The 24,794-nt window shown below is 67.3% G+C and carries 25 protein-coding genes, 1 tRNA gene and 1 pseudogene; 20 read left to right on the forward strand and 7 right to left on the reverse strand.

Annotated elements, in window-relative coordinates:
• Positions 1–27 precede the first annotated feature (27 nt).
• The 9 genes and pseudogenes from KNN16_RS10515 to KNN16_RS10555 all read left to right on the forward strand — a co-directional run bounded on the left by KNN16_RS10515 (position 28) and on the right by KNN16_RS10555 (position 5,293).
• The gene (locus tag KNN16_RS10515) at positions 28–513 is read left to right on the forward strand and encodes an Rrf2 family transcriptional regulator (RefSeq protein WP_299285199.1); all 486 of its coding nucleotides are present in this window, start codon (positions 28–30) and stop codon (positions 511–513) included.
• 14 nt (positions 514–527) lie between these two features.
• On the forward strand, positions 528–653 hold the full coding sequence (locus KNN16_RS10520) for a hypothetical protein (protein WP_268808076.1): 126 nt from the start codon (positions 528–530) through the stop codon (positions 651–653).
• A gap of 37 nt (positions 654–690) precedes the next feature.
• Complete coding sequence (locus KNN16_RS10525) at positions 691–1,206, forward strand: cytochrome c oxidase subunit II (protein ID WP_303896802.1); 516 nt, start codon at positions 691–693, stop codon at positions 1,204–1,206.
• Between the two features lie 24 nt (positions 1,207–1,230).
• Positions 1,231–1,602: pseudogene (locus tag KNN16_RS10530) on the forward strand (CBS domain-containing protein); the annotation flags it as partial.
• Positions 1,603–1,639: 37 nt separating this feature from the next.
• A complete protein-coding gene (locus KNN16_RS10535; RefSeq protein ID WP_303896806.1) occupies positions 1,640–3,289 on the forward strand; it encodes a b(o/a)3-type cytochrome-c oxidase subunit 1 in 1,650 nt (549 codons plus the stop codon).
• Positions 3,290–3,422: 133 nt separating this feature from the next.
• Positions 3,423–4,121, forward strand: a complete 699-nt coding sequence (locus KNN16_RS10540) for an SCO family protein (protein WP_303896808.1) — start codon at positions 3,423–3,425, stop codon at positions 4,119–4,121.
• Between the two features lie 25 nt (positions 4,122–4,146).
• Complete coding sequence (locus KNN16_RS10545; protein WP_303896809.1) at positions 4,147–4,641, forward strand: copper chaperone PCu(A)C; 495 nt, start codon at positions 4,147–4,149, stop codon at positions 4,639–4,641.
• A 16-nt stretch (positions 4,642–4,657) separates the two neighbouring features.
• Complete coding sequence (locus KNN16_RS10550) at positions 4,658–5,080, forward strand: cytochrome c (RefSeq protein ID WP_303896810.1); 423 nt, start codon at positions 4,658–4,660, stop codon at positions 5,078–5,080.
• A 141-nt stretch (positions 5,081–5,221) separates the two neighbouring features.
• Positions 5,222–5,293, forward strand: a tRNA-Gln gene (locus KNN16_RS10555).
• A 70-nt stretch (positions 5,294–5,363) separates the two neighbouring features.
• Here KNN16_RS10555 and KNN16_RS10560 read toward each other — a convergent pair.
• Positions 5,364–6,131 (reverse strand): HpcH/HpaI aldolase/citrate lyase family protein, encoded by a 768-nt coding sequence (locus KNN16_RS10560; protein ID WP_303896812.1) that lies wholly within the window; start codon positions 6,129–6,131, stop codon positions 5,364–5,366.
• A gap of 484 nt (positions 6,132–6,615) precedes the next feature.
• On the opposite strand from KNN16_RS10560, the gene KNN16_RS10565 reads away from it, so the two are divergent.
• The 5 genes from KNN16_RS10565 to KNN16_RS10585 all read left to right on the forward strand — a co-directional run bounded on the left by KNN16_RS10565 (position 6,616) and on the right by KNN16_RS10585 (position 14,344).
• On the forward strand, positions 6,616–8,268 hold the full coding sequence (locus KNN16_RS10565) for a ribonuclease J (protein ID WP_299287679.1): 1,653 nt from the start codon (positions 6,616–6,618) through the stop codon (positions 8,266–8,268).
• 175 nt (positions 8,269–8,443) lie between these two features.
• Positions 8,444–9,328 (forward strand): DUF1028 domain-containing protein, encoded by an 885-nt coding sequence (locus KNN16_RS10570; RefSeq protein ID WP_303896813.1) that lies wholly within the window; start codon positions 8,444–8,446, stop codon positions 9,326–9,328.
• A complete protein-coding gene (gene yqeC / locus KNN16_RS10575) occupies positions 9,325–10,728 on the forward strand; it encodes a selenium cofactor biosynthesis protein YqeC (RefSeq protein ID WP_303896814.1) in 1,404 nt (467 codons plus the stop codon). The genes KNN16_RS10570 and yqeC overlap by 4 nt, the downstream gene beginning before the upstream one ends.
• A gap of 42 nt (positions 10,729–10,770) precedes the next feature.
• Positions 10,771–11,598 carry an HAD-IIA family hydrolase gene (locus KNN16_RS10580; protein ID WP_303896816.1) on the forward strand — a complete coding sequence of 276 codons (828 nt, stop codon included), beginning with the start codon at positions 10,771–10,773 and terminating at the stop codon, positions 11,596–11,598.
• 199 nt (positions 11,599–11,797) lie between these two features.
• Positions 11,798–14,344 carry a glycoside hydrolase family 2 protein gene (locus KNN16_RS10585; protein ID WP_303896817.1) on the forward strand — a complete coding sequence of 849 codons (2,547 nt, stop codon included), beginning with the start codon at positions 11,798–11,800 and terminating at the stop codon, positions 14,342–14,344.
• A 60-nt stretch (positions 14,345–14,404) separates the two neighbouring features.
• On the opposite strand, the gene KNN16_RS10590 is transcribed toward KNN16_RS10585, so the two are convergent.
• Genes KNN16_RS10590 through KNN16_RS10600 form a run of 3 tightly spaced genes read right to left on the reverse strand, consistent with a single transcriptional unit; the run spans position 14,405 to position 16,128 of the window.
• Positions 14,405–14,971: a Uma2 family endonuclease gene (locus KNN16_RS10590; RefSeq protein WP_303896819.1), complete on the reverse strand. Its 567-nt coding sequence runs from the start codon at positions 14,969–14,971 to the stop codon at positions 14,405–14,407.
• A gap of 13 nt (positions 14,972–14,984) precedes the next feature.
• On the reverse strand, positions 14,985–15,551 hold the full coding sequence (locus KNN16_RS10595) for a Uma2 family endonuclease (protein ID WP_303896820.1): 567 nt from the start codon (positions 15,549–15,551) through the stop codon (positions 14,985–14,987).
• Between the two features lie 10 nt (positions 15,552–15,561).
• Positions 15,562–16,128, reverse strand: coding sequence for a Uma2 family endonuclease (locus tag KNN16_RS10600; protein ID WP_303896822.1), 567 nt, complete (start codon positions 16,126–16,128; stop codon positions 15,562–15,564).
• Positions 16,129–16,622: 494 nt separating this feature from the next.
• Here KNN16_RS10600 and KNN16_RS10605 point away from each other — a divergent pair, with 494 nt between their 5' ends.
• The 6 genes from KNN16_RS10605 (at position 16,623) to KNN16_RS15195 (ending at position 22,533) form a co-directional block, all read left to right on the forward strand.
• On the forward strand, positions 16,623–17,156 hold the full coding sequence (locus KNN16_RS10605; protein ID WP_299285057.1) for an OsmC family protein: 534 nt from the start codon (positions 16,623–16,625) through the stop codon (positions 17,154–17,156).
• A 34-nt stretch (positions 17,157–17,190) separates the two neighbouring features.
• Complete coding sequence (locus tag KNN16_RS10610) at positions 17,191–17,781, forward strand: OsmC family protein (protein WP_299285054.1); 591 nt, start codon at positions 17,191–17,193, stop codon at positions 17,779–17,781.
• A 48-nt stretch (positions 17,782–17,829) separates the two neighbouring features.
• Positions 17,830–19,011, forward strand: coding sequence for a cobalamin-independent methionine synthase II family protein (locus tag KNN16_RS10615; protein WP_299285051.1), 1,182 nt, complete (start codon positions 17,830–17,832; stop codon positions 19,009–19,011).
• 91 nt (positions 19,012–19,102) lie between these two features.
• Complete coding sequence (gene glyS, locus KNN16_RS10625; RefSeq protein WP_322794759.1) at positions 19,103–22,114, forward strand: glycine--tRNA ligase subunit beta; 3,012 nt, start codon at positions 19,103–19,105, stop codon at positions 22,112–22,114.
• A 28-nt stretch (positions 22,115–22,142) separates the two neighbouring features.
• Positions 22,143–22,355 carry a type II toxin-antitoxin system HicB family antitoxin gene (locus tag KNN16_RS10630; RefSeq protein WP_303896825.1) on the forward strand — a complete coding sequence of 71 codons (213 nt, stop codon included), beginning with the start codon at positions 22,143–22,145 and terminating at the stop codon, positions 22,353–22,355.
• A complete protein-coding gene (locus tag KNN16_RS15195) occupies positions 22,348–22,533 on the forward strand; it encodes a type II toxin-antitoxin system HicA family toxin (RefSeq protein ID WP_369685858.1) in 186 nt (61 codons plus the stop codon). The genes KNN16_RS10630 and KNN16_RS15195 overlap by 8 nt, the downstream gene beginning before the upstream one ends.
• A 93-nt stretch (positions 22,534–22,626) precedes the next feature.
• Here the strand turns inward: KNN16_RS15195 and KNN16_RS10635 are convergent, their stop codons facing one another.
• From KNN16_RS10635 to KNN16_RS10645, 3 genes are all read right to left on the reverse strand, one after another.
• Positions 22,627–24,051 carry an undecaprenyl-phosphate glucose phosphotransferase gene (locus tag KNN16_RS10635; RefSeq protein ID WP_303896827.1) on the reverse strand — a complete coding sequence of 475 codons (1,425 nt, stop codon included), beginning with the start codon at positions 24,049–24,051 and terminating at the stop codon, positions 22,627–22,629.
• Positions 24,052–24,203: 152 nt separating this feature from the next.
• Complete coding sequence (locus KNN16_RS10640) at positions 24,204–24,506, reverse strand: type II toxin-antitoxin system VapC family toxin (RefSeq protein WP_303896829.1); 303 nt, start codon at positions 24,504–24,506, stop codon at positions 24,204–24,206.
• Complete coding sequence (locus KNN16_RS10645; protein ID WP_303896831.1) at positions 24,503–24,742, reverse strand: type II toxin-antitoxin system Phd/YefM family antitoxin; 240 nt, start codon at positions 24,740–24,742, stop codon at positions 24,503–24,505. Before KNN16_RS10645 ends, KNN16_RS10640 begins: the two co-directional genes overlap by 4 nt.
• Positions 24,743–24,794 lie beyond the last annotated feature (52 nt).

Raw genomic sequence — 24,794 nt, forward strand, 5'->3', positions numbered from 1 at the left:
GAAAACTCCACAAAATCGGGGGAGGGGATGGAGATCAGTCGGCGGGCGGATTACGCGATGCGGGTGATCCTGGATCTGGCGATGCTGCCGCCGGGAATGCGGGCCCGGGCCCGGGACATCGCGCGGCGGCAGGCTATCCCTTACGCCTTTTTGCAGAAGATCATCCGGGATCTGTGCGCGGCGGGGTTTGTGGAGGCCAGCCGGGGGCGTCGAGGAGGGGTCCGCCTGGCGCGCCCGGCCGAGTCCATCACGCTGCTGGAGGTCCTCGAGGCCATGGAAGGCCCCATTCGCCTCAACCGCTGCTCCCGGGAGCCTCATCTCTGCCCGCGCTACAGCTTTTGCGCCATCCATCCGATCTGGGCCCAGGCGCAGGCGTATCTGGAGCGCCTTTTGGGCTCCACCACTTTCGCTCAGGTGGCGGAGCGAGGGCGTCAGATCCGGGCGGCCCAGGCCCGCAACGGCGCCGCGGCGCCGGCCTCGCCGGTGCCGCGCTCCTCCATCCCCACCCCCTGAACAGGAGGTGCGCGATGCAGGAGGCCTTCCAGCCCAAGGCGGCTTTGCTCCTCTTCATCGGCATGATCCTGCTGTTCGCGGCCATGTGGTTCGGCCTTTACCTGACGGTCCTCCTCCCCCGGGGGATGACCGCCTTCTGAGCGTTCCTGGCCCCATCCTCATCCGCGGAGGTGAGGGATGATCCACGATCCCTTCGAGCGCGTGGCGGTTTTCGGCGCCGGCTTGTTGATGACCGCGTTCTTCGTCGCCATCGTCGTCGGCGCTTTCGGCCTGGGGATCCGCGTGCCCACCTGCGTGACGGACATCCCGCCCTTCGATCAGCCCGCCGTCCAGGAGGTGGCCCCCGGCCGGTATGTGGTCAACGTCGTCGCTCAGATGTGGGCCTTCAACCCTCGTGAGATCCGCGTCCCCGCCGGCTCCCTCGTGACCTTCAACCTCGTCAGCAAGGACGTGCAGCACGGCTTCAAGATCCTCAACACCAACGTGAACATGATGGCTGTGCCTGGTGTGGTGAACCGGGCACAGGTCCGCTTCGATCAGCCCAGCGAGTATCTGATCGTTTGCCATGAGTATTGCGGGACGGGCCACCACGCCATGTCGGCGAAGGTGATCGTCGAGCCGCGGGCCGCGGAGGGGCCTTCTCTCCCGACGCCACGGGCGGTGGCCTCGGCGCTGGCGTGCTGGGCCCGCTGAAGCCATACGCGAAGGGGGTGCGCCATGGGGCTGAAAGCGAAGGACATCATGACCACGGAGGTGGTGACCATTGAGCCCTCCGCCACGGTCGCAGAGGCGGTGGCCCTGATGAAAGAGAAGGGCCTGCGGGCGCTCATCGTGGAGCGGGCCAATGAGGAGGACGCCTACGGCATCGTGACGGAGACCGATATCGTCTACAAGGTCGTCGCCCAGGGCCTGAGCCCGCAGTCCGTGCTGGTGCGGGAGATCATGACCAAGCCCTGCATCGTGGTGAACCCGGACCTCTCCGTGGAGAACGTGGCCCGTCTCTTTGCCCTGACCGGGATCCGGCGGGCGCCGGTGATCCGGGAGCGGCTGCTGGGGGTGATCTCCGTCACCGACATCATCCGCAAGGCTTTGTGAGACGGAACCTCTGCCTCTCAAGGAGGTTGCGATGGGAGCCCTTGCGATCTCCGAAGGCGAGAAGCGGCTGATCCGCTGGCACCTGTATGTGGCCTACATCGCCATCGCGGTAGGCATTCTCTTCGGCCTGCTTCAGGTTCTCAGCCGGGCCAAGTTGCTGCCCCCCACGCCTTTGTATGACTACTACCAGGGCCTGACCTTCCATGGGGTGCTGAACGCTCTGGTGTGGACCACCTTCAACATCGTGGCGTTGCTCGCGGTGGCCGTGCGGGCCTCCCTCGGGCGTCCCCTCTACAGCCTGGCCCTGGGGTGGACGGGGTTCGGGCTGATGACGGTGGGGGTCATCTCCGCTGGCTACGCCATCCTCACCCGCCAGGCCAACGTCCTCTACACGTTCTACCCGCCGCTGATGGCCCATCCGGCCTTCTACCTGGGCGCCACCCTGCTCATCGTGGGCTCCTGGGTCAGCGGGGCCAACCTGATCCTCACTTATGTGGCCTGGCGTCGGGAGAACCCGGGGCAGCGCACGCCGCTGATGACCTTCGGATCCATCGTGGTCTTCGTCCTCTGGTATATCGCCACCCTGGGGGTGGCCATCGAGGTCCTCTTCCTGCTGCTCCCCTGGTCCCTGGGCCTGGTCAAGCAGACCAACCCGATGCTGGCCCGGACCCTCTTCTGGTATTTCGGGCATCCCCTGGTCTACTTCTGGCTGCTGCCGGCCTACGTGGTCTGGTATACGATGGTTCCTCGCCTGGCTGGCGGCAAGCTGTATAGCGATCCGATGGCGCGCCTGGCCTTCCTGATGCTGCTGATCTTCTCCACCCCCATCGGGGTGCATCATCAATATGCCGATCCCGCCATCGGGCAGGAGTGGAAGCTGCTGCACGCCTTCGGCACGTTCCTGGTGACGATCCCCAGCCTGCTGACCGCTTTCAACCTGATGGCCTCCCTGGAATACGCCGGCCGGCAGCGGGGCGGCCGGGGGTGGATCGACTGGATCTTCCGGCTTCCGTGGGGAGAGCCGGCCTTCGCTGGCGCAACGCTCTCCATGATCGCTTTCGTCTTCGGCGGGATCAGCGGGATCGTCAACGCCTCCTACAACGTCAACCTGGTGGTCCACAACACCTCCTGGGTCCCCGGCCACCTGCACCTCACGGTGGGCACGGCGGTGACCCTGACCTTCATGGCCATGGCCACCTGGCTGGTCCCCTACCTGACCGGCCGCGCCCTGTGGAGCCGGAAGGTTGCCCTGGCGAACGTGTATCTCTGGTTCGTCGGGGTGATGATCTTCGCCGTGGGGATGATGCGCGGTGGGCTGGAGGGCGAGCCGCGGCGGACCAATCTGGGCTTCTCGCCGTATCTGTTGCCGGAATGGATGCCGTTCCTGATCATGGCGGCGGTGGGTGGGACGCTGATGTTCATCGCCGGGGTGCTGTTCCTGTTGAACATGGCGATGACCCTCTGGTTCTCCCGAAAGCCTGCTGCGGTGGAGGTGCCCATCGCCGAGGCCCTGCACACCGTTGCCGAGGCTCCTCTCGCCTTCGAGCGCTGGCGGGTGTGGCTGGCCGTGGCCGCCGTCCTCATCGTGCTCTCCTACACGCCGGTGATCACCCAGGTGCTCCAGGTCTCGCCGTTCTCGGCTTACGGCTACCTTCCCTCCAGCGCGGTGCCCATCCGCTGAGGCCCTGATCGGCGGGACCATTGACCTCGAAGGGGGCGGACGTTCTCGTCGTCCGCCCCCTCTGTATGGAGAGGAAAGAGGAAAAAGGGAAGAAAATTAGGACGGGAGATCCGGAATTTCAGGAGGCAAAGGGATGCCGCGCGGGTTCTGGCTGGGGGTGGGGATCGGTCTGCTTCTGGTGGCCGCGGCAGGGGCGGTGAAGATCGCCCTGGACGCCCGGGCCGAGTCCCTGCCGGTGTATATGACCGTCCCCGACTGGCCGTTCACAGATCAGGAGGGTCGCACGTTCTGGCTGGGACAGACCCGAGGCAAGGTGGTGGTCCTGGGGATGATCTACACCCACTGCCCGGACGTCTGCCCGCTGATCACCGCCCGGATGCGGGAGCTCCAGGAGCAGGTGGCTGCGGAGGGCCTCTCGGATCAGGTCTTTTTCGTCACCATCACCTTCGATCCCGAGCGGGACACCCCGGAGGTCCTGCGGCGTTACGCCCAGGCCCGCAAGGTGGATTTCACGAACTGGGCCTTCCTCACCGGCGATCCTTCTACCATCCGTCATCTGACCGAGGCGCTGGGGATCTACACGGAGCGGGTGTATGTGATCAACGGCACGCCGGCCGCCACGCCCGGCGCCTCCGCCGGGGCGGCGACTTACTTCATCAACCACACCGATCGCCTCTTCCTGGTGGACCGTCAGGGGCGGGTGCGGGCGCTGCTGCCCGGGAGCCGAACCGAGCTGCCGGAGGCCATGGAGAAGATCCGCCGGCTGGTGCGGGAGCGGCCGGCCTCCTCGGTGCCGCTTCCGATGGACGTGGCGCTGAGGAGCTCATTTTAACGACACTCTGCACGGAGGTGTCGCGATGTCCTGGATCCAGATCTTGCGCGTAGCCTTCGCAGGCGGTCTCCTGCTGGCGCTGGTCGCGTGTGGGGCGCCGGGGGCCTCTGGCCCCCAGATTCGGATTGTGGATCCGTGGGCTCGCCCGGCGATGAGCGGGGGGATGTCCATGGGGGAGGGCCATGGGGGTCACGGCGGGGCGGCCACCAGCGCGGTGTACTTCGTGATCCGCAACGAGGGGGATCAGCCGGATGCCCTGATCGGAGCGACCTCGGATGTGGCAGAAAAGGTCGAACTTCATGAGACCCGAATGGAAGGTGACGTGGCGAAGATGGTTCCGGTCCCCCGGGTGGAGATCCCGGCCCGGGGTCAGGTGGAGTTCCGCCCCCGGGGCCTTCACGTCATGCTCATCGGGCTCCGGCGCGATCTGAAGGTCGGGGACACCTTCACGCTGACGCTTCGCTTTGAGAAGAGCGGGGAGAAACCGGTCACCGTGACGGTGAAGGAAATGAATCCCTGATGAGGAGGCCATGGCCATGGATCGACGGCGGCTCGGGATGCTGGTGCTTCTCGGGATCCTGATGGCGGGCAGCGCGTGCGGAGGCGGGGCGCCCGCCTCGCGCCCATCGGGCGGCGGGGAGGCGGCGCCGGCGGCGGTGGCCCTGAAGGGGGATGCGGAGAAGGGGAAGGAGCTGTTTTTGGGCACCTGCGCCTCGTGCCACGGGGCGGACGCCAAGGGGCTGCCGGGGCTGGGACAGGATCTGACGACCAGTGCCTTCGTGCGGCAGCAGACGGACGTTCAGCTTTTGGAGTTTATCAAGAAGGGGCGGCCGGCGACGGATCCGGCCAACACGACGGGGGTGGATATGCCGCCGAAGGGGGGCAACCCGGCCCTGACGGACCAGGATCTGGCGGACATCATCGCCTTCATCCGGACCTTCAACCCGCACCAGCCGTGAAGGGGGGCTGGGTGTGTCCCAATTTGGTCGGGCCTGGCCGCTTTGTAGGACAACTGCGAGCAGTTGTCCTACGATTTTGGGACACACCCGGGGGGCTGGCGCTGGCCCCGAGGACGACGCCGCGCTATAATGAGAAAGTGGTGGGGAGTCGTCTAAGGGGCAGGACACCGGCCTTTGGAGCCGAGGGTGGAGGTTCGAGTCCTCCCTCCCCAGAGCGCAGAGGCCCGGCCGCGCGGCCGGGCCTCTTTCTTTGAGGTTCCACACAAATCATTCGCAGATCGTCTTATGGAAGGGAGCTGTTCCACCGTCGCAGGATCTCCCCGGCCATCTGTTCGATGTAGCGGGCGTCGGAGGCCACGGCGAGGAACCGGAAGCCCTGGGCCCGCCGGTGCACGGCTTCCTCAACGGACATGCACATCATCCCCGCCGGCCGGCCGGCCCGCTGGGCAGCCCGCAGGACCGTCTGGACGGCTTCCTCCCAGGCCGGGTTCTCCCGGAAGTCCCTCCCTCGCAGACCCATCGAGGAGGCCAGATCATTGGGGCCGATGAACACCACGTCCACCCCCTCCGCTCCGCAGATCTCGTCGGCCCGCTCCACTGCCCGGATGTGCTCGATCTGGACCACCACCAGGACCTCGTCGTCGATAGCCTGCAGGTAGTCCGCCCCGTGCAGGCGGGGCCCCAGCCAGGCCCCGACCGAGCGGATCCCCCGGGGTGGGAAGCGGGCGGCCTCCGCGGCCCGCCGGGCTTCCTCGCCGTTCATCACCATCGGCACCACGATCCCCAGCGCCCCGGTGTCCAGGGCCAGCTTGATCCATGTGGGGTCGTTCCACGGCACCCGGACCAGAGGGGTGGTGCCGGTGGGGAGGATGGCCATCACGCTTTGGGCCATGGCGTCGTAGCTGAAGGGGCTGTGCTCCGTGTCCACCACCAGCCAGTCGAAGCCCAGGCGGGCCATCAGGGCCGCCGCGTAGGGGCTGCCCAGGCCCAGCCAGGCGCCGACGGTCGCCGCTCCGTCGCGCAACCGGGCCCGCGTGCGATTCGGGATCATCCGTCCCTCCGATGCCAGGGGTTTCGCTTCTTCCGGGCAGACATCCGGTGATCCTGCGCCTCCCCCTTCGCCGCCCAGGCCGAGGACACCTCAACGGCCACTGGTATGGTTGAGAAACCGAGCCTTGTTTATAACACAAAACACCGTCCCCCGCCAAGGGGAAGGACCGCTTTTGTTGGGCCTGGCCGCCTTGTAGGACAACTGCGACAGTTGTCCTACGATTTTGGGACACACCCCGGAGGCGAGCGGAGTTGACGGATCGCAAAAGATCTCCTACAATAGGGAATGATGAAGGAAGCGAAAGACCTGCTCACAGGCGATTCGGGATGGGGCCGCCGGATGCCCGAGGGGGCGCTGGCGGCCTTTTCGTTTCAGGAAGGATCTACGCGGGCGTTGAGATGCCCGCTGCATGGGATAAGCAGGCGGTGTAACATTGCAAGGAGAGCGAAATCTGAACTGTTCTACGCAGGAGGCGAATTGCACAATGGCTCAGGTGTTACGGATTGTGCCCCTGGGAGGGTTGGGGGAGATCGGCAAGAACATGATGGCGATCGAATATGGCCGCAACATCCTGATCATCGACGCCGGGATCATGTTCCCGGAGAACGACATGCTGGGGGTGGATTTCATCATCCCCGACTGGCAGTATTTACGGGACAAGAAGGCATGGGTGCGGGCCATCGTGGTCACCCATGGCCATGAGGACCACATTGGGGCCCTCCCGTTCCTGATCCGGGAGATCCCGGCGCCGGTCTACGCCACGCCCCTGACCCGGGGGCTGATCGAGGTCAAGCTCAAGCAGGCGAAGGTCACAGAGGGGGTCACCCTGCACACGGTGCAGGCCGGGGACCGGCTGACCATCGGGCCCTTCACCGTGGAGCTGTTCCGGGTCTGCCACAGCATCCCGGACGGCGTGGGGCTGGGGATCACCACCCCGGCGGGCCTGATCGTCCACACCGGGGATTTCAAGTTCGACCAGACGCCGGTGGACGGCAAGCCGACGGATTTCGCCACCCTGGCGGAGTTCAGCAAGCGGGGGGTGCTGGCTCTGCTCTCCGACAGCACCAACGCCGACCGCCCCGGCTGGACGCCTTCGGAGCGGGTGATCGACCCGGCCTTCGACGCCGCGTTCCGCCAGGCGAAGGGCCGCATCATCGTGGCCACCTTCGCCTCCCTGATCTCCCGCTTCCAGCAGGTGATCCAGGCCGCGGTCCGCCACGGGCGCAAGGTCGCCTTCGCCGGGACCAGCATGCTGGAGAACGTGAAGATCGCCCAGAAGCTGGGCTATCTGGAGATCCCTCCCGGGGTGCTCATCCGCCTCGACGAGGTGGATCGGTATCCGCCGTCTCAGGTGGTGATCCTCACCACCGGGGCCCAGGGGGAGCCCTCCTCGGTGCTGGCCCGCATGGCCGCCGGCCAGCATCCCCAGCTCAAGATCGTGCCGGGCGACACGGTCATCCTCTCCGCCCACCCGATCCCGGGCAACGAAGAGATGGTGCATCGAACCATCAACCGGCTCTTCCAGCGGGGAGCCGATGTGCTCTATGATCCGATCGCCCCCGTGCACGTCTCCGGCCACGCCAGCCAGGAAGAGCTGAAGCTGATGATCAACCTGGTCCGGCCTCAGTATTTCATCCCCATCCACGGCGAGATCCGGCATCTGAAGGCCCACGCCCGCCTGGCCATGGAGCTGGGGATCCCGGCCGAGCGCATCTTCACCGTGGAGAACGGCTGGGTCATCGAGTTCCGGGACGGCCAGGGGCGGATCGCCGAGCGGGTGCCCGGTGGTTACGTCTTCGTGGACGGGGCCCTCATCGGCGATATCGGCCCGGAGGTGCTGCGGGAGCGCGAGGTCCTCTCCCGCGAAGGGTTCGTGGTCGCCATCGTACGGCGGGATCCCCGCACCGGGCGGATCATCGGGCGGCCGGAGCTGATCACCCGCGGGTTTACCTTCGCCCGGGAGGCGGAGGAGCTGCTCGCGGGAGCCGAGGAGCTGATCCTCGAGACCGTGCGCTCGGCGAACGGGGAGGGGAAGTCCCGCCAGGCCCTCGCCCAGCGGATCCAGAACGCCCTCGCCGACTATCTCTACCGCCACACCCGCCGCCGTCCGATGATCATCCCGGTGGTGACCGAGTAGAAACGGCTCTCGCCACGACCCTTGCGCCATCCAGATCGATGTCGGTAGGAGCGGCTTCCGCCGCGACTCTTGCGCCGTCGAAGATCCGAGGTTCGGGGTGAAAGCCCCCCGCGATCGCCCTGCGCCGACCGGAGGGCATCTTTTTCCATAACGACTTCAGGCCCGGGAGGCAAAGATGTTCCCGTGCGCCACCTTCTCCATCGTGGCCTTCGACCCGGCCCGCCAGGAGTGGGGCGTGGCCGTGGCCTCCAAGTTCCTGGCCGCCGGCGCCGTGGTGCCCTGGGCCCGGGCCGGCGCCGGGGCAGTCGCCACCCAGTCCTACGCCAACACCCGCTTCGGCCCCGAAGGCCTGGATCGGATGGCCGAGGGGCTCTCCGCCGAAGAAACCCTGGCCCACCTCCTTGCCGCCGACCCCGAGCGCGAGAAGCGTCAGGTCGGCCTGGTGGACCGGGCCGGCCGGGCTGCCGCCTTCACCGGCGCCGAATGCCTCCCGTGGGCCGGCCACCGGATCGGCGAAGGGTTCTGTTGCCAGGGCAACCTCCTGGTGGACGCGCGCACCCTGGAGGCCATGGCCGAGACCTTCGTGAAAGCGACCGGAGAACTGGCGGATCGCCTGGTCGCCGCCCTGCTCGCCGGCGACCGCGCCGGCGGCGACCGCCGCGGCCGCCAGTCCGCCGCCATCCTGGTGGTCCGCGAGGGCGGCGGCTACGGCGGCTTCAACGACCGCTATATGGACCTCCGGGTGGACGACGACCCGGACCCGGTGGCGAAGCTGAAGGATCTGGTGGAGCTCCATCACCTCTACTTCGGGACCCCCCGGCCGGAAGACCGGATCCCCATTGACGCCGCGCTGGCCCAGGAGATCCAGCGCCTGCTGCGCCACGTCGGCCTTTACACCGGCGAGATCACCGGGGTTTATGACGAGGCCACCCGCCGCGCCCTGGAGACGCTGTTCGGCATCGAGAACCTGGAGGAGCGCTGGCAGCCCGGCGATGCCATCGACCGGGTCGCCTGGGAGTTCCTCCGCCGCCGCTTCCCCCTTCCGGAGGGAGATGCATGAGGGAGGCCCTGACCGTCCGGGCCGCGCCGGCTGCCCTCCACGAGGCGCTGGGGCTGGCGCCCGGCGCAGTGATCGCCTTCGTCGGAGCCGGTGGCAAAACCACAACGGCCTGGCGCCTCCTGCACGAGCTGGGAGGACCGGACGCCCCAGCGGTGTGGACGACCACCACGCATATCGTGGAGCCGGTGCTCCCGGAAGGGATCGGCCTGCTGCTGAGCGAGGCACCCTCTCCGGAGCTGCTCCGAGCCCTCTTCCGGCGTCTCCCCCGCTGGGTTCTCGGAGCCCGGCGGGTCGAGGCCCTCGCGGAGCCTCCGAACGGTCCCTACCCGGCCCATCCCTGGAAGATCCAGGGGCCGCCGCCCGAGCACCTCGACCGGTTGATCCTCCGGATGCCGGAGGCCTCCTGGCTGATCGAAGCGGACGGCGCGCGCCGGATGGCGCTGAAGTGGCCGGCGGACCATGAGCCGGCCCTGCCCGCCGAGGTCGACGCCGTGGCGGTGGTGGCCAGCCTGGAGGCCATCGGCCGCCCCATCGACGCGGCCACTCATCGCAGCGCCCTCGCCCTCGCCCACCTCGGCGGGCACCCGGAGGACCCGGTCACACCGGAATGGCTGGCGGCTCTGGTCTCCCATCCGCAGGGTGGGCAAAAAGGGATCCCCTCCGGGGCCCGCCGCCTCCTGATCCTCACCCGGGGGCGCACCTTCGATCCGGAAGCCTTCGAGAGGGTGTGCGTGGCGCTCCCACAGACTGCTTTCGAGCGTGTGGTGGCCCTCGTAGGGGGCGACCCGGTCGCCCTCGTCGGACCGGCAGCTCCCCGGGTGGCTGGGATCGTGCTGGCCGCCGGGGAGGGGCGGCGGTTCGGCGGCCCCAAAGCCCTGGCGGACTGGCACGGCCGCCCGCTGGTCCGTCACGTGACCACCCTCGCCCGGCGGGCCGGGCTGGATCCCCTGATCGTCGTGGTGGGGGCGCAGGCCGAGGCCGTGCGGCAAGCCTTACAGGGGCTGCCCGTCCAGATCGTCGAGAACCCGAACTGGCAGGAAGGGATGAGCGGCTCGATCCGGGCCGGCCTGCAGGCGCTGCCCCCCAGCGTCGAGGCTTTCGTCCTCCTCCAGGTGGATCAACCGCTGGTGCGCCCGCGCTGGCTGAACCGGCTCATAGAGATCCATCGCGCCACCGGACGGCCGATGGTGGTCGGCATGCTGGAGGGAGAACCCCGTCCGCCGGCCCTGTTCGCCCGCCCCCTGTTCCCGGCCCTGATGACACTACAAGGCGAGCAGGGGGGACGAGCCCTCGTGCGCGCCTTTCCGGAGGCCGTGGCCGTGGTCCCGGTGCCCGATTCTTCCTGGGTGATGGACATCGATACCCCGGAAGCCTATCGAGAGACGATCCGTAACCTGTAAACTTAAACGTCCCGATCCACCCTGCCCCGGAGCGATTCCGATATGGAGCGCCTGCAACACATCCGTCATCTGATCATCGACATGGACGGCGTGCTGTGGCGCGGGAAACGGCCGATGGAGGGCCTCACGGACTTCTTCGATTTCCTGCGCCGCCATGAGATCCGCTTCATCCTGGCCACGAACAACGCCAGCCGCTCTCGAGACGATTACGTCGCGCAGCTGGCCCGCTTCGGCGTGGCGGTGCGCCCCGAGGAGGTGCTTCCTTCCTGCGACGCCACCGCCCTCTACCTCCGGCGGGTCGCCTCCCCGGGCGCCCGGGTGCTGGTGATCGGCGAACGGGCCCTCCGCGCCGCCCTGACCGAGGCAGGCTTTCAGGTGGTCGACGAAGAACATGCCGATTTCGTGGTGGTCGGCCTGGACTGGGGGCTCACGTATGAGAAGCTGGCTCGAGCCGCCCGGGCCATCTGGAACGGCGCCCGCTTCATTGGGACCAACCCGGACCCGGTGTGGCCGGGGGAGGATGGACTTTATCCGGGCAACGGGGCCACCCTCGCCTTCCTGGAGCGGGCCACAGGGGTCGCCCCCGTGGTGGTGGGGAAGCCGGAGCCCCTGATGTTCCAGATCGCCATGGAGCGAATGGGAGCCGCCCCGGAGACCACCGCGGTGATCGGCGACCAGCTGCCCACCGACATCCTGGGCGGGAAGCGCGCCGGCCTCCTCACCATCCTGGTGCTCTCCGGAGCGACCACTCCGGAGAGGCTGGCCGAAAGCTCGATCCAGCCTGACCTGGTCTTCGCGGACATCCGGTCGTTGACCGCCGCCTGGGAGGAAACCCTTCGCGTTCGCCCCTCCCGGGCTTCGGAGGTATGATGGACATCGAGACGCATCCTTGCCCCCCGCTCCGTCCTTCCGGTGGCAGAGGAAGGAACGCGCAGCGGGAGCGCATCCTGCAGGAGCTGGAGGGGCCGGAAGATCCGGGGGCCCTTCCGCCATCTTCCGGGAGCGCCTGGGATCGGAATCCTCCTTCCCCTCCCCTCACCCTCGATGATTCGGAAGGCAACGGGAAGCGATGCACCGTCAGATCCTCTCCGGGCCCTGGTGGTTCCGATCCGCGGACGGGACGGAATGGCTGCCGGCGCGGGTGCCCGGCAGCGTCCACCTGGATCTGCTCGCCCTCGGCCGGATCCCGGACCCTTTCCTCGGAGATGGTCTGCGCCACGCCGCCTGGGTTGCGGAGAAGGATTGGGAATACCGCTGCGCCTTCCAGTCTGACTTTGCCCTCGCCGCCGCGGAGCGGGTGGAGCTGGTGTGTGGAGGGCTGGACACCGTGGCGGAGGTCTTCCTCAACGGGGAACGCCTGGGCGAGGCCCGCAACATGTTCCGCTCGTATCGCTGGGCGGTGAAGCCCCTGCTCCGTCCCGGCGTCAACGTCCTCCTCATCCGCCTGCGCTCGCCCCTCGCCTTCGTCCGGGCGCAGCACCGCCGCCGCCCCCTCCCCGGCCTCGGACACCCCGGGGTCGCCCACCTGCGCAAGGCACCCAGCCACTTCGGCTGGGATTGGGGGCCGGAGCTCCCCCCGATGGGGATCTGGCGCCCCGTGGCCCTGGAGGGGTTCTCGATCGCCCGCATCGCCGATCTGCACATCCGCCAGCACCATCACGGGGAGCGGGTGACCCTGGCGCTTCAAGCACGGGTGGAACGCTGGCGGGATCTTCCCCTCTCCATGCGGATCACCCTGATGGCTCCGGAAGGCAACGTCACCCGATGGGAGCTTCCCGTGGAGGAGGAGGCCTTCACGGCGGAGCTGCCCGTCTTGCGCCCCCATCGCTGGTGGCCCAACGGGCTGGGGGAGCAGCCTCTCTACGTCGTAGAGACGGAGCTGCGATCCGGGGATCGCCTTCTGGACCGGAGGCGGGAGGTCTTGGGGCTGCGGACGCTGGCGCTTCAGCGGGAGAAAGATGCGTGGGGCGAATCCTTCGTCTTCGTCGTCAACGGCGTCCCCCTCTTCGCCAAAGGCGCGAACGTCGTCCCGCTCGACGCCCGAAGCCCTTTTGTGCCGGAGGAGGATCTGGATCGGCTGGTTCGGAGCGCGGCCGCTGCGGGGATGAACGTGCTGCGGGTTTGGGGCGGCGGGGGCTACGGGGATGACCGCTTCTATGCCCTGTGCGATCGCTGTGGGATCCTGGTCTGGCAGGATTTCCCCTTCGCCTGCATGCTCTATCCCCTCGACGAGCCGGAATTTTTAGAGGAGGTGCGGGCGGAGGTGAGCGAGAACGTCCGCCGCCTGCGGCATCACCCTTCCCTCGCCCTCTGGTGCGGCAACAACGAGATCGAGATGCTATGGCCGTTGTGGCGCTGGCAGGGTTGGAGGCGGGGAGCGGAGCTGGCCTGCCTGGCTGCCGCCCACGAGCGCTTCTTCTACCACACGCTCCCCGAATGGGTCCGGGCCGAGGACCCCGACCGGCCTTACTGGCCCGGCTCCCCCTCCTCCGGAGCTTTCCGCCGGGAAGTCAACGGCGACCGACGGGGCGACGCCCACCTCTGGCGGGTCTGGCACGGCCTGGCCCCCACCGCCGCCTATCGGGCCCGCATCCCCCGGTTCGTGAGCGAGTTCGGCCTGCAGTCGCTGCCGACCTCGGGAACCCTCGCCGCCTTTGGACTGTCCCCGCATCCCACCCTCCGCGCGCCTGCCCTCCGCCGCCGCCAGCGGGACCCAGGCGGGATGCAGCGGCTCCTGTATTACCTCACGGAGCGGTTCCCGATCCCGGAGGACCTGGAGGATCTGGCCTGGCTCACCCAGATCGCCCAGGCGGAGGCCGTGCGGCAGGCCGTGGAATACTGGCGGCGCCACCGCAACCGGTGCGGCGGGGCCCTCTACTGGCAGCTCAACGACACCTGGCCCGCCATCTCCTGGTCGAGCCTGGATGTCTACGGCCGATGGAAAGCCCTCCATTACGCGGCCCGCCGCTTCTTTGCCCCTATCGCCCTCTCCCTGGACGCGCAGGAGGACCATGTGGAGATCTTTCTCTTAAACGACACCCCTCATCCCTGGCGGGGGACCATCCGCTGGTCCCTGGAGACCTTCGAGGGGCAGGTGCTCGAGCGAGGGGAAGAAGTTGCGGAAGCGCCCCCGCTGCAAGGGAACCTCATCCGCGTGGTGGAGGTCGGGGCATGGCGGCGCCGCCATCGGCGGGCGCTGGCCTTCGTGGCGGAGCGGTGGGAGGAAGGAACGCGGCAGGATCTGCGTGTGGCCCTCTTCGCCCCTGAGAAGGACCTGCGCCTGCCGGATCCCGGCCTGATGGTGGAAGTGGAGGCTCAAGGAGAAACCATGAGGATCACCCTGCGCGCCCGCGCCCTGGCCCGCTTCGTCACGCTCATGCTCCCGGGAGCCGACATCGTCTTCAGCGACAACTTCTTCGATCTGCCCCCCGGGCGGACGGTGACGGTGCACGCGCCCCTCCCTCCGGGCTGGACCCCCGGAGCGGTCCGCCGGGCCCTGCGGGTGCGCACCCTGGCTGATCTTCCTCGAAGCCGGGGGTGGAGGGTGCGATGGCTCCGACTCCGGGGCAGGCTGGTGCCCCGTGCCCTCCTCAGTCGACTTCTCCACCTCGGGTAGGAGATCGTCGGGGAGACCGGAGCCCTGCTTCGCCTTCGGACCCAAACGAAGAAGCCCGGCTCACTCGAAGATCGGCTCCAGCTCCAGGGTGAAGCCGGGGAGCTCGGGATCCAGGGACACCCGCTCAACCCCTTCGTATCGCTCCACCGGGGCGCCGGGACGGTAGATCTCCACCGCGCGCCGGTAGGGATCGATCAGCACACCCAGGCGGGCGCCGTTGGCCCGATAAGCCTCCATCTTCTCCCGCAACTCCCCCAGGCTCTGGGAAGCCGACCGCACCTCGAACACGGCATCGGGACAAAGGGGGACAAACCCCTCCCGCTCCTCCCGACTGAGGGCCTCCCACCGCTCCCGCCGCACCCACGAGGCGTCCGGAGAAAGCAAGGACCCGTCCGGAAGCCGGAAGCCCGTGGAGGAATCAAAAGCCACCCCCAAACGGGTCCGACGGTTCCAGCGTTCCAGTTGATAGGCTATCTGCAGGCTGCGTCGTCCGCTCTCGCCGCCGGTGGGGGTCACGATCAGCCTCCCGTCCGCGGTGCGCTCGAATTGATAGCCCGGGTTGCGCTCCGAAAGCTCCCACAGCTCCTCATCCGTCACCCGATGCAGCAGATCCAGCCGGATCCCCATCCTCACCTCCTCCTCACTCGAAGATCGGCTCCAGCTCCAGGATGAAGCCGGGGAGCTCGGGATCCAGGGACACCCGCTCAACCCCTTCGTATCGCTCCACCGGGGCGCCGGGGCGGTAGATTTCCACGGCTTGCCGGTAGGGGTCGATCAGCACGCCCAGGCGGGCGCCGTTGGCCAGGTAGGTTTTCATTTTTTCTCGGAGTTCTTCCAGGCTTTGGGAGGCGGAGCGGACTTCGAAGACGGCGTCGGGGCAGAAGGGGCCGAATCCTTCTCGCTGCTGGGGACTGAGGGCTTCCCACCGCTCCCGTCGCACCCACGAGGCATCCGGAGAAAGCAAGGACCCATCCGGAAGCCGGAAGCCCGTGGAGGAATCAAAAGCCACCCCCAAACGGGTCCGACGGTTCCAGTGCTCCAGCTGGTAGAACACCTCCCCGCTGCGTCGTCCGCTTGCCAATCCGGTGGGGGTCACGAGGAGCCTCCCGTCGGCGGTGCGTTCGAACTGATAGCCGGGGTTGCGTTCGGAAAGCTCGCGCAGCTCCTCATCCGTCACCCGATGCAGTAGATCCAGCCGGATCCCCATCCCCACCTCCTCACTCGAAGATCGGCTCCAGCTCCAGGGTGAAGCCGGGGAGCTCGGGATCCAGGGACACCCGCTCAACCCCTTCGTATCGCTCCACCGGGGCGCCGGGGCGGTAGATCTCCACCGCGCGCCGGTAGGGATCGATCAGCACGCCGAGGCGGGCACCGTTGGCCCGATAAGCCTCCATCTTCTCCCGCAACTCCCCCAGGCTCTGGGAAGCCGACCGCACCTCAAACACAGCATCGGGACAAAGGGGGACAAACCCCTCCCGCTCCTCCCGACTGAGGGCCTCCCACCGCTCCCGCCGCACCCACGAGGCGTCCGGAGAAAGCAAGGACCCATCCGGAAGCCGAAAGCCCGTGGAGGAATCAAAAGCCACCCCCAAGCGGGTCCGACGGTTCCAGTGCTCCAGCTGGTAGAACACCTCCCCGCTGCGTCGTCCGCTCTCGCCGCCGGTGGGGGTCACGATCAGCCTCCCGTCCGCGGTGCGCTCGAATTGATAGCCCGGGTTGCGCTCCGAAAGCTCCCACAGCTCCTCATCCGTCACCCGATGCAGCAGATCCAGCCGGATCCCCATCCCCACCTCCGGTTCAAGAAGACCGGGCTCCTTCCGCGGTTCCCATTCGCCTAAGTGGATTATAGCGGATAGAGATCCGGGATGAGGAAACCCATGGGCCTTCCTGTCCGTGGGGCGGCGCTCGCAGATGGAGATACAGGCCCACGCGGGATCGTGCAGCCCCGAATGCAAGGCTTAAGCCGGTCGATCGGCGGATGGGGAGAAGCGATGCCGGCTGGGCCCGAGTTGACAGATAGAGGGCTCCTGCGTGTATCATGAAAACACATCGCCGGCCGGAGCGCGCCGATCTCGGAGGGACCGGGCATGTCGGGGATCGATCCGCTTCGGGTTCTCCCTTCGAACTGCAGGTGTCCGCCGCGGGGGTCAGGAGGGGGTTGATCCCGCAGATCCCCGGACCGGCCGGCTTTTCCCCTTCCTGCTCCCGCTTCTCCCCATCCACGCATTGGATCCGTTCTCCGGGAACGCCCATTCACACCCTTTTGAGGAGGTTTCCCATGGGACTGGTGCTGAACGGCCTGGATGTGGAGCAGCTGCAGCAGCTGAGCGCGCAGGTGCAGGCGGATCCGGAGGCCGCCCGCTCCCTGAACCGCTGGACGGCGCGGGTGCGCTGGTTGGGAGGGTTCAAGGGACGGGCCTACATCCGGAACCACTCCTTTGTGGTGGACGAACCCGCCGATTTGGTGGGCCAGGACGAGGCCCCCAACGCGGTGGAATATGTGCTGGGGGCCCTTGGGGCTTGCCTCACCGTCGGCTTCGTCCTCAACGCCACCAAACGTGGGATCCCTCTCCGCAACCTGGAGATCGCCCTGGAGGGGGAGATCGATAACATCCTCACCTTCCTGGGGCTGAGCCAGGAAGGGCACCCGGGCTACCGCGAGATCATCGTCAAAGCCTATGTGGACGCCGACGCCGACGAAGAGACCCTCCGGGCGATCTGGGAGGAGACGGTGGTCACCTCGCCGGTGGGCAACACGCTGGCCCGCCCGGTGACCCTGCGGCCCGAGCTCCGTCGGGCGACGGCCGCTTGAGGCGGACGATCCGATTCAAGAGGAGGCACCCGGGATGAGCGCTTCGCTAAACGGCGTCGATCTGGAGGCTCTGCAACAGATGCTGGAAGAAGTCCGGGCTCGCCCGGAGGCGGTCCAGCCCCGGCGCTGGGCCCGCTTCCGGTGGGAGGAGGGCCTGCGGGGCCGGGTCTACATCCGCAACCAATCCTTCACGGTGGATGAGTCGGTGGATCGCTCGGGGCGAGAGGCGGGCCTGAGCGCCCTGGAGTATGCTCTGGGAGCGCTGGGGGCCTGCCTGGGCCTGGGCTTCGTCTTCCACGCCACCCGCCGCGGCATCGCCGTCCGGAACCTGGAGGTGGCCCTGGAGGGACGCATCGAGAACCTGCTCCGCTTCCTGGGCTTCGAAGGGGAGGGCCACCCCGGCTACGGAGAGGTCATCGCCAAGGCTTACGTGGACGCGGACGCCGATGAGGAGACGCTACAGGCCCTGTGGGAGGAAACGGTGGCCACCTCCCCCGTCGGCAACACCTTCACCCGCCCGGTGGCCCTGCGCACGGAGATCGCCACCGTCTCGGGCTGGTGGTTCCGGTATTCCCCCGAAACGGAGGAAAGCGCTTCAGGGTCCCGCGGCGGGATGCCCTGCTGAGGGAGACAGCCGGGGTTTCCGCACCTCGATCTATTTCAGGAGGGAACGATGGCGCGCAACGGATTGCCGCTCTTTCCGGTGACGGTGGTGGGCAGCTGGCCGCGGCCGCCATGGCTGCTGGAGGCCTTGCGCAAGCGCCACGCCGGCCAGCTCTCGTATTCGGAATTTCAGGAGATCGCCGACCGCGCCGTCCTGGAGGCCCTGCGGGCCCAGGAGGAGGCGGGCGTGGAGATCGTTAGCGATGGCGAACAGCGCCGTGACAACTTCTACTCCTTCGTCGTCGAGAAGCTGGAAGGGGTCCGCATGATGAGCGTGGCCGAGATGTATGACTACGCGGAGGACAAATCCTACTTCGAGCAGATCCTCCGCCAGCTGGACGTCCCGGCCTACGCGATCAAGACCCCGGTGGCGGTGGACAAGATCCGCCTGAAGATGCCCCTGGCTCTGGACGAGCTGGAGTTCCTGCGTCGGCACACCGACCGGCCGATCAAGATCCCCCTCCCGGGCCCCTACCTGCTCACCCGCACCATGTGGGTGCAGGGCCTCTCCGACCGCGTCTACCCCACCCGGGAGGATCTGGCCCAGGACGTGGTGGCCATCCTGCGGGAGGAGATCCTGCGCTTGCGGGACGCGGGAGCGGCTTTCATCCAGCTGGACGAGCCGGTGTTGACCGAGGTGGTGTTCCAGCCGCCGGTCCACAGCCGCACTTTCATGTGCGCTTCCCTCTCGGCCGCGGGGGAGGACCCCCAGCTGGAGCTGGCATGGGCCGCCCAGCTGATCAACCGGGTGGTGCTGGGCGTGGAAGGGGTGCGCATCGGCGTCCACATCTGCCGGGGGAACTGGACCACGCGGGAGGAGGCGCTGCTCACCGGGGATTACCGGCCGCTGCTGGGCACCCTGGAGGCCATGCGGGTGCAGCAGTGGGTGCTGGAGTTCGCCACCCCGCGGGCCGGCGACCTGGAGGTCTTCCGGGAGTGCCGGCAGAAGCGGGAGCTGGGCCTGGGGGTGGTCAACCCGCGCACCGCCGAGATCGAGCCCCCTGAGTTCATCGTCGCCCGGGTGAAGGAGGCCCTGAACTACTTCGAACCCTCGCAGATCTTCCTGAACCCGGACTGCGGCTTCGGGACCTTCGCCGAGCGCCCGGTGGCCACCCCGGAGGTGGCCTTCCGCAAGCTCCGGTCCATCCGCCAGGCCGCGGAGCAGCTGCGGCGGGAGTTCGGGACGGCGTAGCCCCCTCCCCTCGCCGCCGGCGCTATGCGATAATGAGGCGGTGGGCGCCCCCGCGCGCCCATCGCCTTTTATTCCCAGGAGAGGAGGCAGGATGGCGCCTCGACGTCCGCTCTCGTTCCAGGAGATCATCCTCCGACTGCAGGAGTTCTGGGCGGAGCAGGGCTGCCTGATCTGGCAGCCCTACAGCGAGAAGGTGGGGGCCGGGACGATGAACCCGGCCACTGTGTTGCGGGTGCTGGGCCCTGAGCCCTGGCGGGTGGCCTACGTGGAGCCCTCCTATCGGCCCGCCGACGGCCGCTACGCCGAGAACCCCAACCGGATGCAGCTCCATCACCAGTTCCAGGTGATCCTCAAGCCGGACCCCGGCAACCCTCAGGAGCTCTATCTGGAGAGCTTGCGGGCCCTGGGCATCGACTTCCGCCGCCACGATGTCCGGTTCGTGGAGGACAACTGGGAGTCCCCCGCCCTGGGCGCCTGGGGGCTGGGCTGGGAGGTCTGGCTGGACGGGATGGAGATCACCCAGTTCACTTACTTCCAGCAGGCCGGCGGCCTCCCCCTGGACCCGGTGGCGGTGGAGATCACCTATGGGCTGGAGCGCATCGCCCTCTACCTCCAGGGGGTTCCCTCGGTCTGGGATCTGGACTGGGACGGCACCCACACCTACGGGGAGATCCTCAAGACGTCGGAGGTCGAACACTGCGTCTACAACTTCGAGCTGGCGGATATTGAGCGGCTTCGGGAGCTGTTTCAGCACTACGAGGCGGAGGCCCGCGCCTGCATCGCCCGCGGCCTGGTGATCCCGGCCCATGACTACGTGCTGCGTTGCTCCCACACCTTCAACCTGCTGGACGCCCGGGGGGCCATCGGGGTCACCGAGCGCGCCCGCTACTTCGCCCGCATGCGGGAGCTGGCCCGCCAAGTGGCCACCCTCTACCTGCAACAGCGAGAGCGCCTGGGCTATCCCTTCCTCCGGAAGGCGCCCGCCCCGCCACCTCCCGAGCCCATGCCGCCTCTCCCCACGGTCGAGGAGGCGGAGGATCTCCTGCTGGAGATCGGCACAGAGGAGCTGCCCGCGCGGGATCTGGAGGCGGCCCTGGCCCAGCTGGCCGAGAACGCCCCCGCCATGTTCGCGGAGGCCCGGCTGGAGTATGCGTCGATGGAGGTCCATGGAACGCCGCGCCGGCTGGTCCTCTACGTCCGCCGCCTGCAACCCCGCACCCGCGCGATCGAGACCTGGGTGAAGGGCCCGCCGGCCCACGTGGCCTTCGACGCCGAGGGCCATCCCACCCCCGCCGCCCTCGGCTTCGCCCGGGCCCAGGGCATCCCGGTGGAGGCCCTGACCGTGCGGGAGCTCCCGGAGGGCCGCTACGTGGGTGTGATCCGGCGGGCCGAGGGGCAGCCGACCCCCGCTGTCCTGACGGAGCTGCTCCCCCGGCTCATCGCCAGCCTGAAGTTCGAGATGAGCATGCGCTGGAACCGCAGCGGGGTGGCCTTCTCCCGGCCCATCCGCTGGCTGGTGGCCCTCTACGGGCGCGAGGTGATCCCCTTCGAGTTCGCCGGCGTCCGCAGCGGCCGCGAGACCCGCGGGCCCCGTCCTCGGGGCTCGCCGGTCCTCCGCCTGGCCCAGGCCGCCGACTACTTCCCCACCATGCGTCGAGCCCGTATCGTGCTCCCGGTGGCGGAGCGGCAGGCGCGGATCCGCAAGGAGCTGGAACGGCTGGCCGCGGAGGTGGGCGGGACGGTCCCGGAGGACCCGGAGCTTCTGGCCGAGGTGGCCAACCTGGTGGAGACGCCCACGGTGTTGCGGGGCCAGTTCGACCCTGAAGCCCTCCGCCTGCCCGCCGAGGTCCTGATCACGGTGATGCGCAAGCACCAGCGTTACTTCCCGGTGCTCGGGCCCGATGGGCAGCTCCTCCCCTACTTCCTGGCGGTGCGCAACGGCGGACGGCGCGGGCTGGAGCAGGTGCGCCAGGGGAACGAGGCGGTGTTGCGGGCCCGCTTCGCCGACGCGGCCTATTTCTTCGACCACGACACCCGCCAGCCTCTGGAGGCCTTCCTCCCCCGCCTGGCCACCCTGACCTTCGAGGAGCGGCTGGGTTCGATGCTGGATAAGACCCGCCGCCTGGAAGCCCTGGCTCCCCGCATCGGCAAGATGCTCGGGCTGGACGCCGAGGAGATGGGGCTCCTCGCCCGGGCGGCGCATCTGTGCAAGGCGGACCTAGCCACCCAAATGGTTATCGAGTTCACCGAGCTGCAGGGGGTGATGGGGCGGGAATACGCCCGCCGGTGCGGCGAGCCGGAGGGAGTGGCGACCGCCATCTTCGAGCACTACCTCCCCCGCTTCGCCGGCGACGCTCTTCCCCAGACCCGGCCGGGGATCGCCCTGGGCCTCGCCGACCGGCTGGACTCCCTGGTGGGGTTGTTCGCGGTGGGGCTGGCGCCCTCCGGCTCCGCGGATCCCTACGGCCTGCGCCGGGCGGCCGCCGGCCTGATCCAGATCCTCACCGCCCACGGCCTGCGGTTCTCCCTCTCCCAGGGTCTGGCCGCCGCGGCAACCGTCCAGCCGGTGCCGGTGACTCCCGAGATCCTGGAGGAGGTGCGAGCCTTCCTCATCGGCCGGCAGCGGGCCGCCCTCCAGGAGGCCGGCTATCGCTACGATGTCATCGAGGCGATCCTCGCGGTCCGGGGCGACGATCCGGCGTGGGCAGCGGAGAGCGTTGCCTCACTCCAGCGGACAGTGGAGCGGCCCGACTGGTCACGCCTGCTGGCCGCTTACAGCCGGTGCGTGCGCATTCTGCGCAAAGCCCGGTCCGAAGGGAGCGAGCCGGCCCCGGGGGTGGATCCCGCTCGCTTTGAGAGCGATGTCGAACAGGCGCTGTGGGAGGCCGTGCGCGCCGCCCGGGAGCAGGTGGGCCCGGAGAGCCCCGTGGAATCCCTGGTCGCCGCCCTGGAGCGTCTGGCCTCCCCCATCGATCGGTTCTTCGAAGAGGTCCTGGTGATGCACGAAGCGGAGGCCCTCCGCCGCAACCGCCTAGCCCTGCTCCAGGCCATCGCCGACCTGGCCGACGGGATCGCCGATCTCAGCCGGCTGGAGGGCTTTTGAAACTCCCAGATGAGGCAGGGAGGCAGCCATGCAAGTCCGCGTTCTTACCGCTATTATTCGCAAAGGAGAGGATATCTATGTTGCAGAATGTCCAGAAGTGGGAACGGTCAGTCAAGGTTACACCATCGAGGAAGCCCTTGAAAATCTGAAAGAAGCAACAGAGCTTTATCTCGAAGAGTTTCCCATCCCCGATGTTCCTCATCCTCTTCTGACTACATTTGAGGTCGCTATCAATGTCTAAATTACGACGTGTGTCTGGAGAAGAGGCCATTCGTGCTTTAGAAAGATTAGGATTTGTGAAAGTAAGACAGAAAGGCTCCCATGTGATCCTTAAAAAGAACACACCGGAGGGAGATATCGGTTGTGTAGTTCCGTTGCATCGAGAGCTCGCGATTGGAACCCTTCGAGGCATCCTTTGACAGGCCAGGGTAACGCCGGAGGAATTCATGGAGAACCTGGAGTAATTGGGTTTATGGCGGAATCATGAAACATGAAAACGCTTCCCGGGATCGTTAATACGCCCCCTCCCCCATGATCACCCGGGGGATGGTGCGCAGAATGATCTCCAGGTCCAGCAGCGGGGACCAGTTCTCGATGTAGTAGATGTCCAGGAGGCACATCTCGTCGAAGGTGAGGTCGCTGCGGCCGGAGATCTGCCACAGCCCTGTCATCCCCGGGATGGCGGACAGGCGCTGGCGCTGCCAGGGCTTGTAAGCCTCTACCTCCGAAGGGACCGGCGGGCGCGGTCCCACCAGGCTCATCTCCCCCTTGAGCACATTGACCAGCTGGGGCAGCTCGTCCAGGCTCAGCCGGCGCAGGATCCGCCCCACCCGCGTCACCCGCGGATCGTTGCGGATCTTGAAGAGGGGGCCGCTGGCCTCGTTCAACGCCCGCAGGCGCTCCTGCTCCTGCTCCGCCCCCACCCGCATGGTGCGGAACTTATACATCGTGAACAGACGGCCGTCCTTCCCCACCCGCACCTGCCGGAAGATCACCGGCCCGGGCGAATCCAGCCGGATGGCCAGGGCGATCAGGGCCATCAGGGGAGCCGCGAGGATCAGCAGGACCGTGGCCAGGATCAGATCCATCGCCCGCTTGATGCGGAACTGCCAGGGCGAAAAACGCGCCTCCCGGATCCCGATCAGGGGGATCCCATCCAGGTCCCGCACGTCCAGGCGGCTCAGGGTGAGCTGGAAGGGATCGGGGACGATGCGTACAGGGACGCGATGGGCTTCGCAGTGTTGCACCACCTCCTGGATCCGATCGTAGAAGGCCAGGGGGAGGGTGATGATCACCTCATCGACCGCCTCCTCCCGCAGGACCCGCGGCAGGTCCTCCAGGGTGCCCCGGGCACGGAAGGGGCCGATGTCCGTGCGGGCCTTCTCCGGGTCATCGTCCACAAACCCGATGATCCGGTAGCCCAACTCCGGGCGGGCCAGGGCGGCCCGCATCACCGCTCTCCCCAGATCCCCAGCCCCGACGATCAGGGCGCGCACCACCCCGAGGCCCCGCCGGCGCAGCATCCGCTCGACCCGGCTCTCCAGGAGCCGTAGGGCTCCCAGCATCCACACCACCAGGAGGGCGGCCTCCAGAAACATCAACCGGGAGTAGAAGAGAGACTGAGAGAAAAAGACCACGGCCATGAGCACCAGGGTGCTCTTGGCCACTGCGTTGAGGACGCGATACATCTCCTCCAGCCAGGGCGCCCCCATCTGAGGCGGATACACCCGGTCCAGGCGGAAGGTCACCAGCAGCAGGACCGTCCAGGCGATCTGGAAGGGGATATAGGCGGAGAACGGCGCGTCGAAGGTGATCTCCCGGAACCACTCCCACCGGTAACGCATGAAATACGCCAGGACGAAGGCAGCCTGGATCACCATCAGATCCAGGCCGATCCGAAGCCACTTCCATCCCCGCGGAACCTTTCGATCTCCCATCGCGCTCCGAATCCGTGATCGCCCGACGTCCGAATTCCCTGTATATTGTAAGGCGCACTATCTTCTAACCTACCAGAGAGTTCTCACATCGTATCGAGTAATATTGAGATCAGCAGTAAGAATGACGAGATGCTCCAATTTGGCTTGCGCAATCAATAAACGATCGAAGGGATCTCGGTGATATGCTGGGAGAAAAAGACATAAAGGGCATGATGAACGCGGACAGGAAGTTCTTCAATTTCATTCAATGTCATTTGTTCTAGAACAAAATCCATGGGCTGATCTGGCAATTTCAATCTTCCCAGCTGGGACTTAATGGCGATCTCCCAACCACTTGCCGCGCTGAGATAGAGGCGATTCCTGCGATCACTTATATGTTCGCGGGCCCTATCAGAGAGATGCGGGTCATCTGTGATCCACCAGAGAAAGACATGCGTGTCAAGCAGCAGCCTCATTGATCGAACTCCGTGATGATTGATTCGGGTAGGGGCGCATCGAAGTCCTCACGGATCCAGATCTTTCCCTTTGCGCTGCCTGGCATACGCCGGCCCGGCTTTTCCTCCTCGATCGGAACCAGCCGTGCGATCGGTTTGCCGGCTCGCGTGATGATGATTTCTTCTCCCTCCTGAACGCGATGAAGGAGCTCATGCAAACGGGTCTTGATGGCGCGGACGCTAACCTGCACCGGCATGGATCACCTCCCATGTAGCCCCAGCCCTTCGGCCGTTCATAACCCCTTCGAT

Origin of the sequence: Thermoflexus hugenholtzii (genome assembly GCF_018771565.1) — a bacterium.
In the GTDB taxonomy this organism is placed as follows: domain Bacteria; phylum Chloroflexota; class Anaerolineae; order Thermoflexales; family Thermoflexaceae; genus Thermoflexus; species Thermoflexus hugenholtzii_A.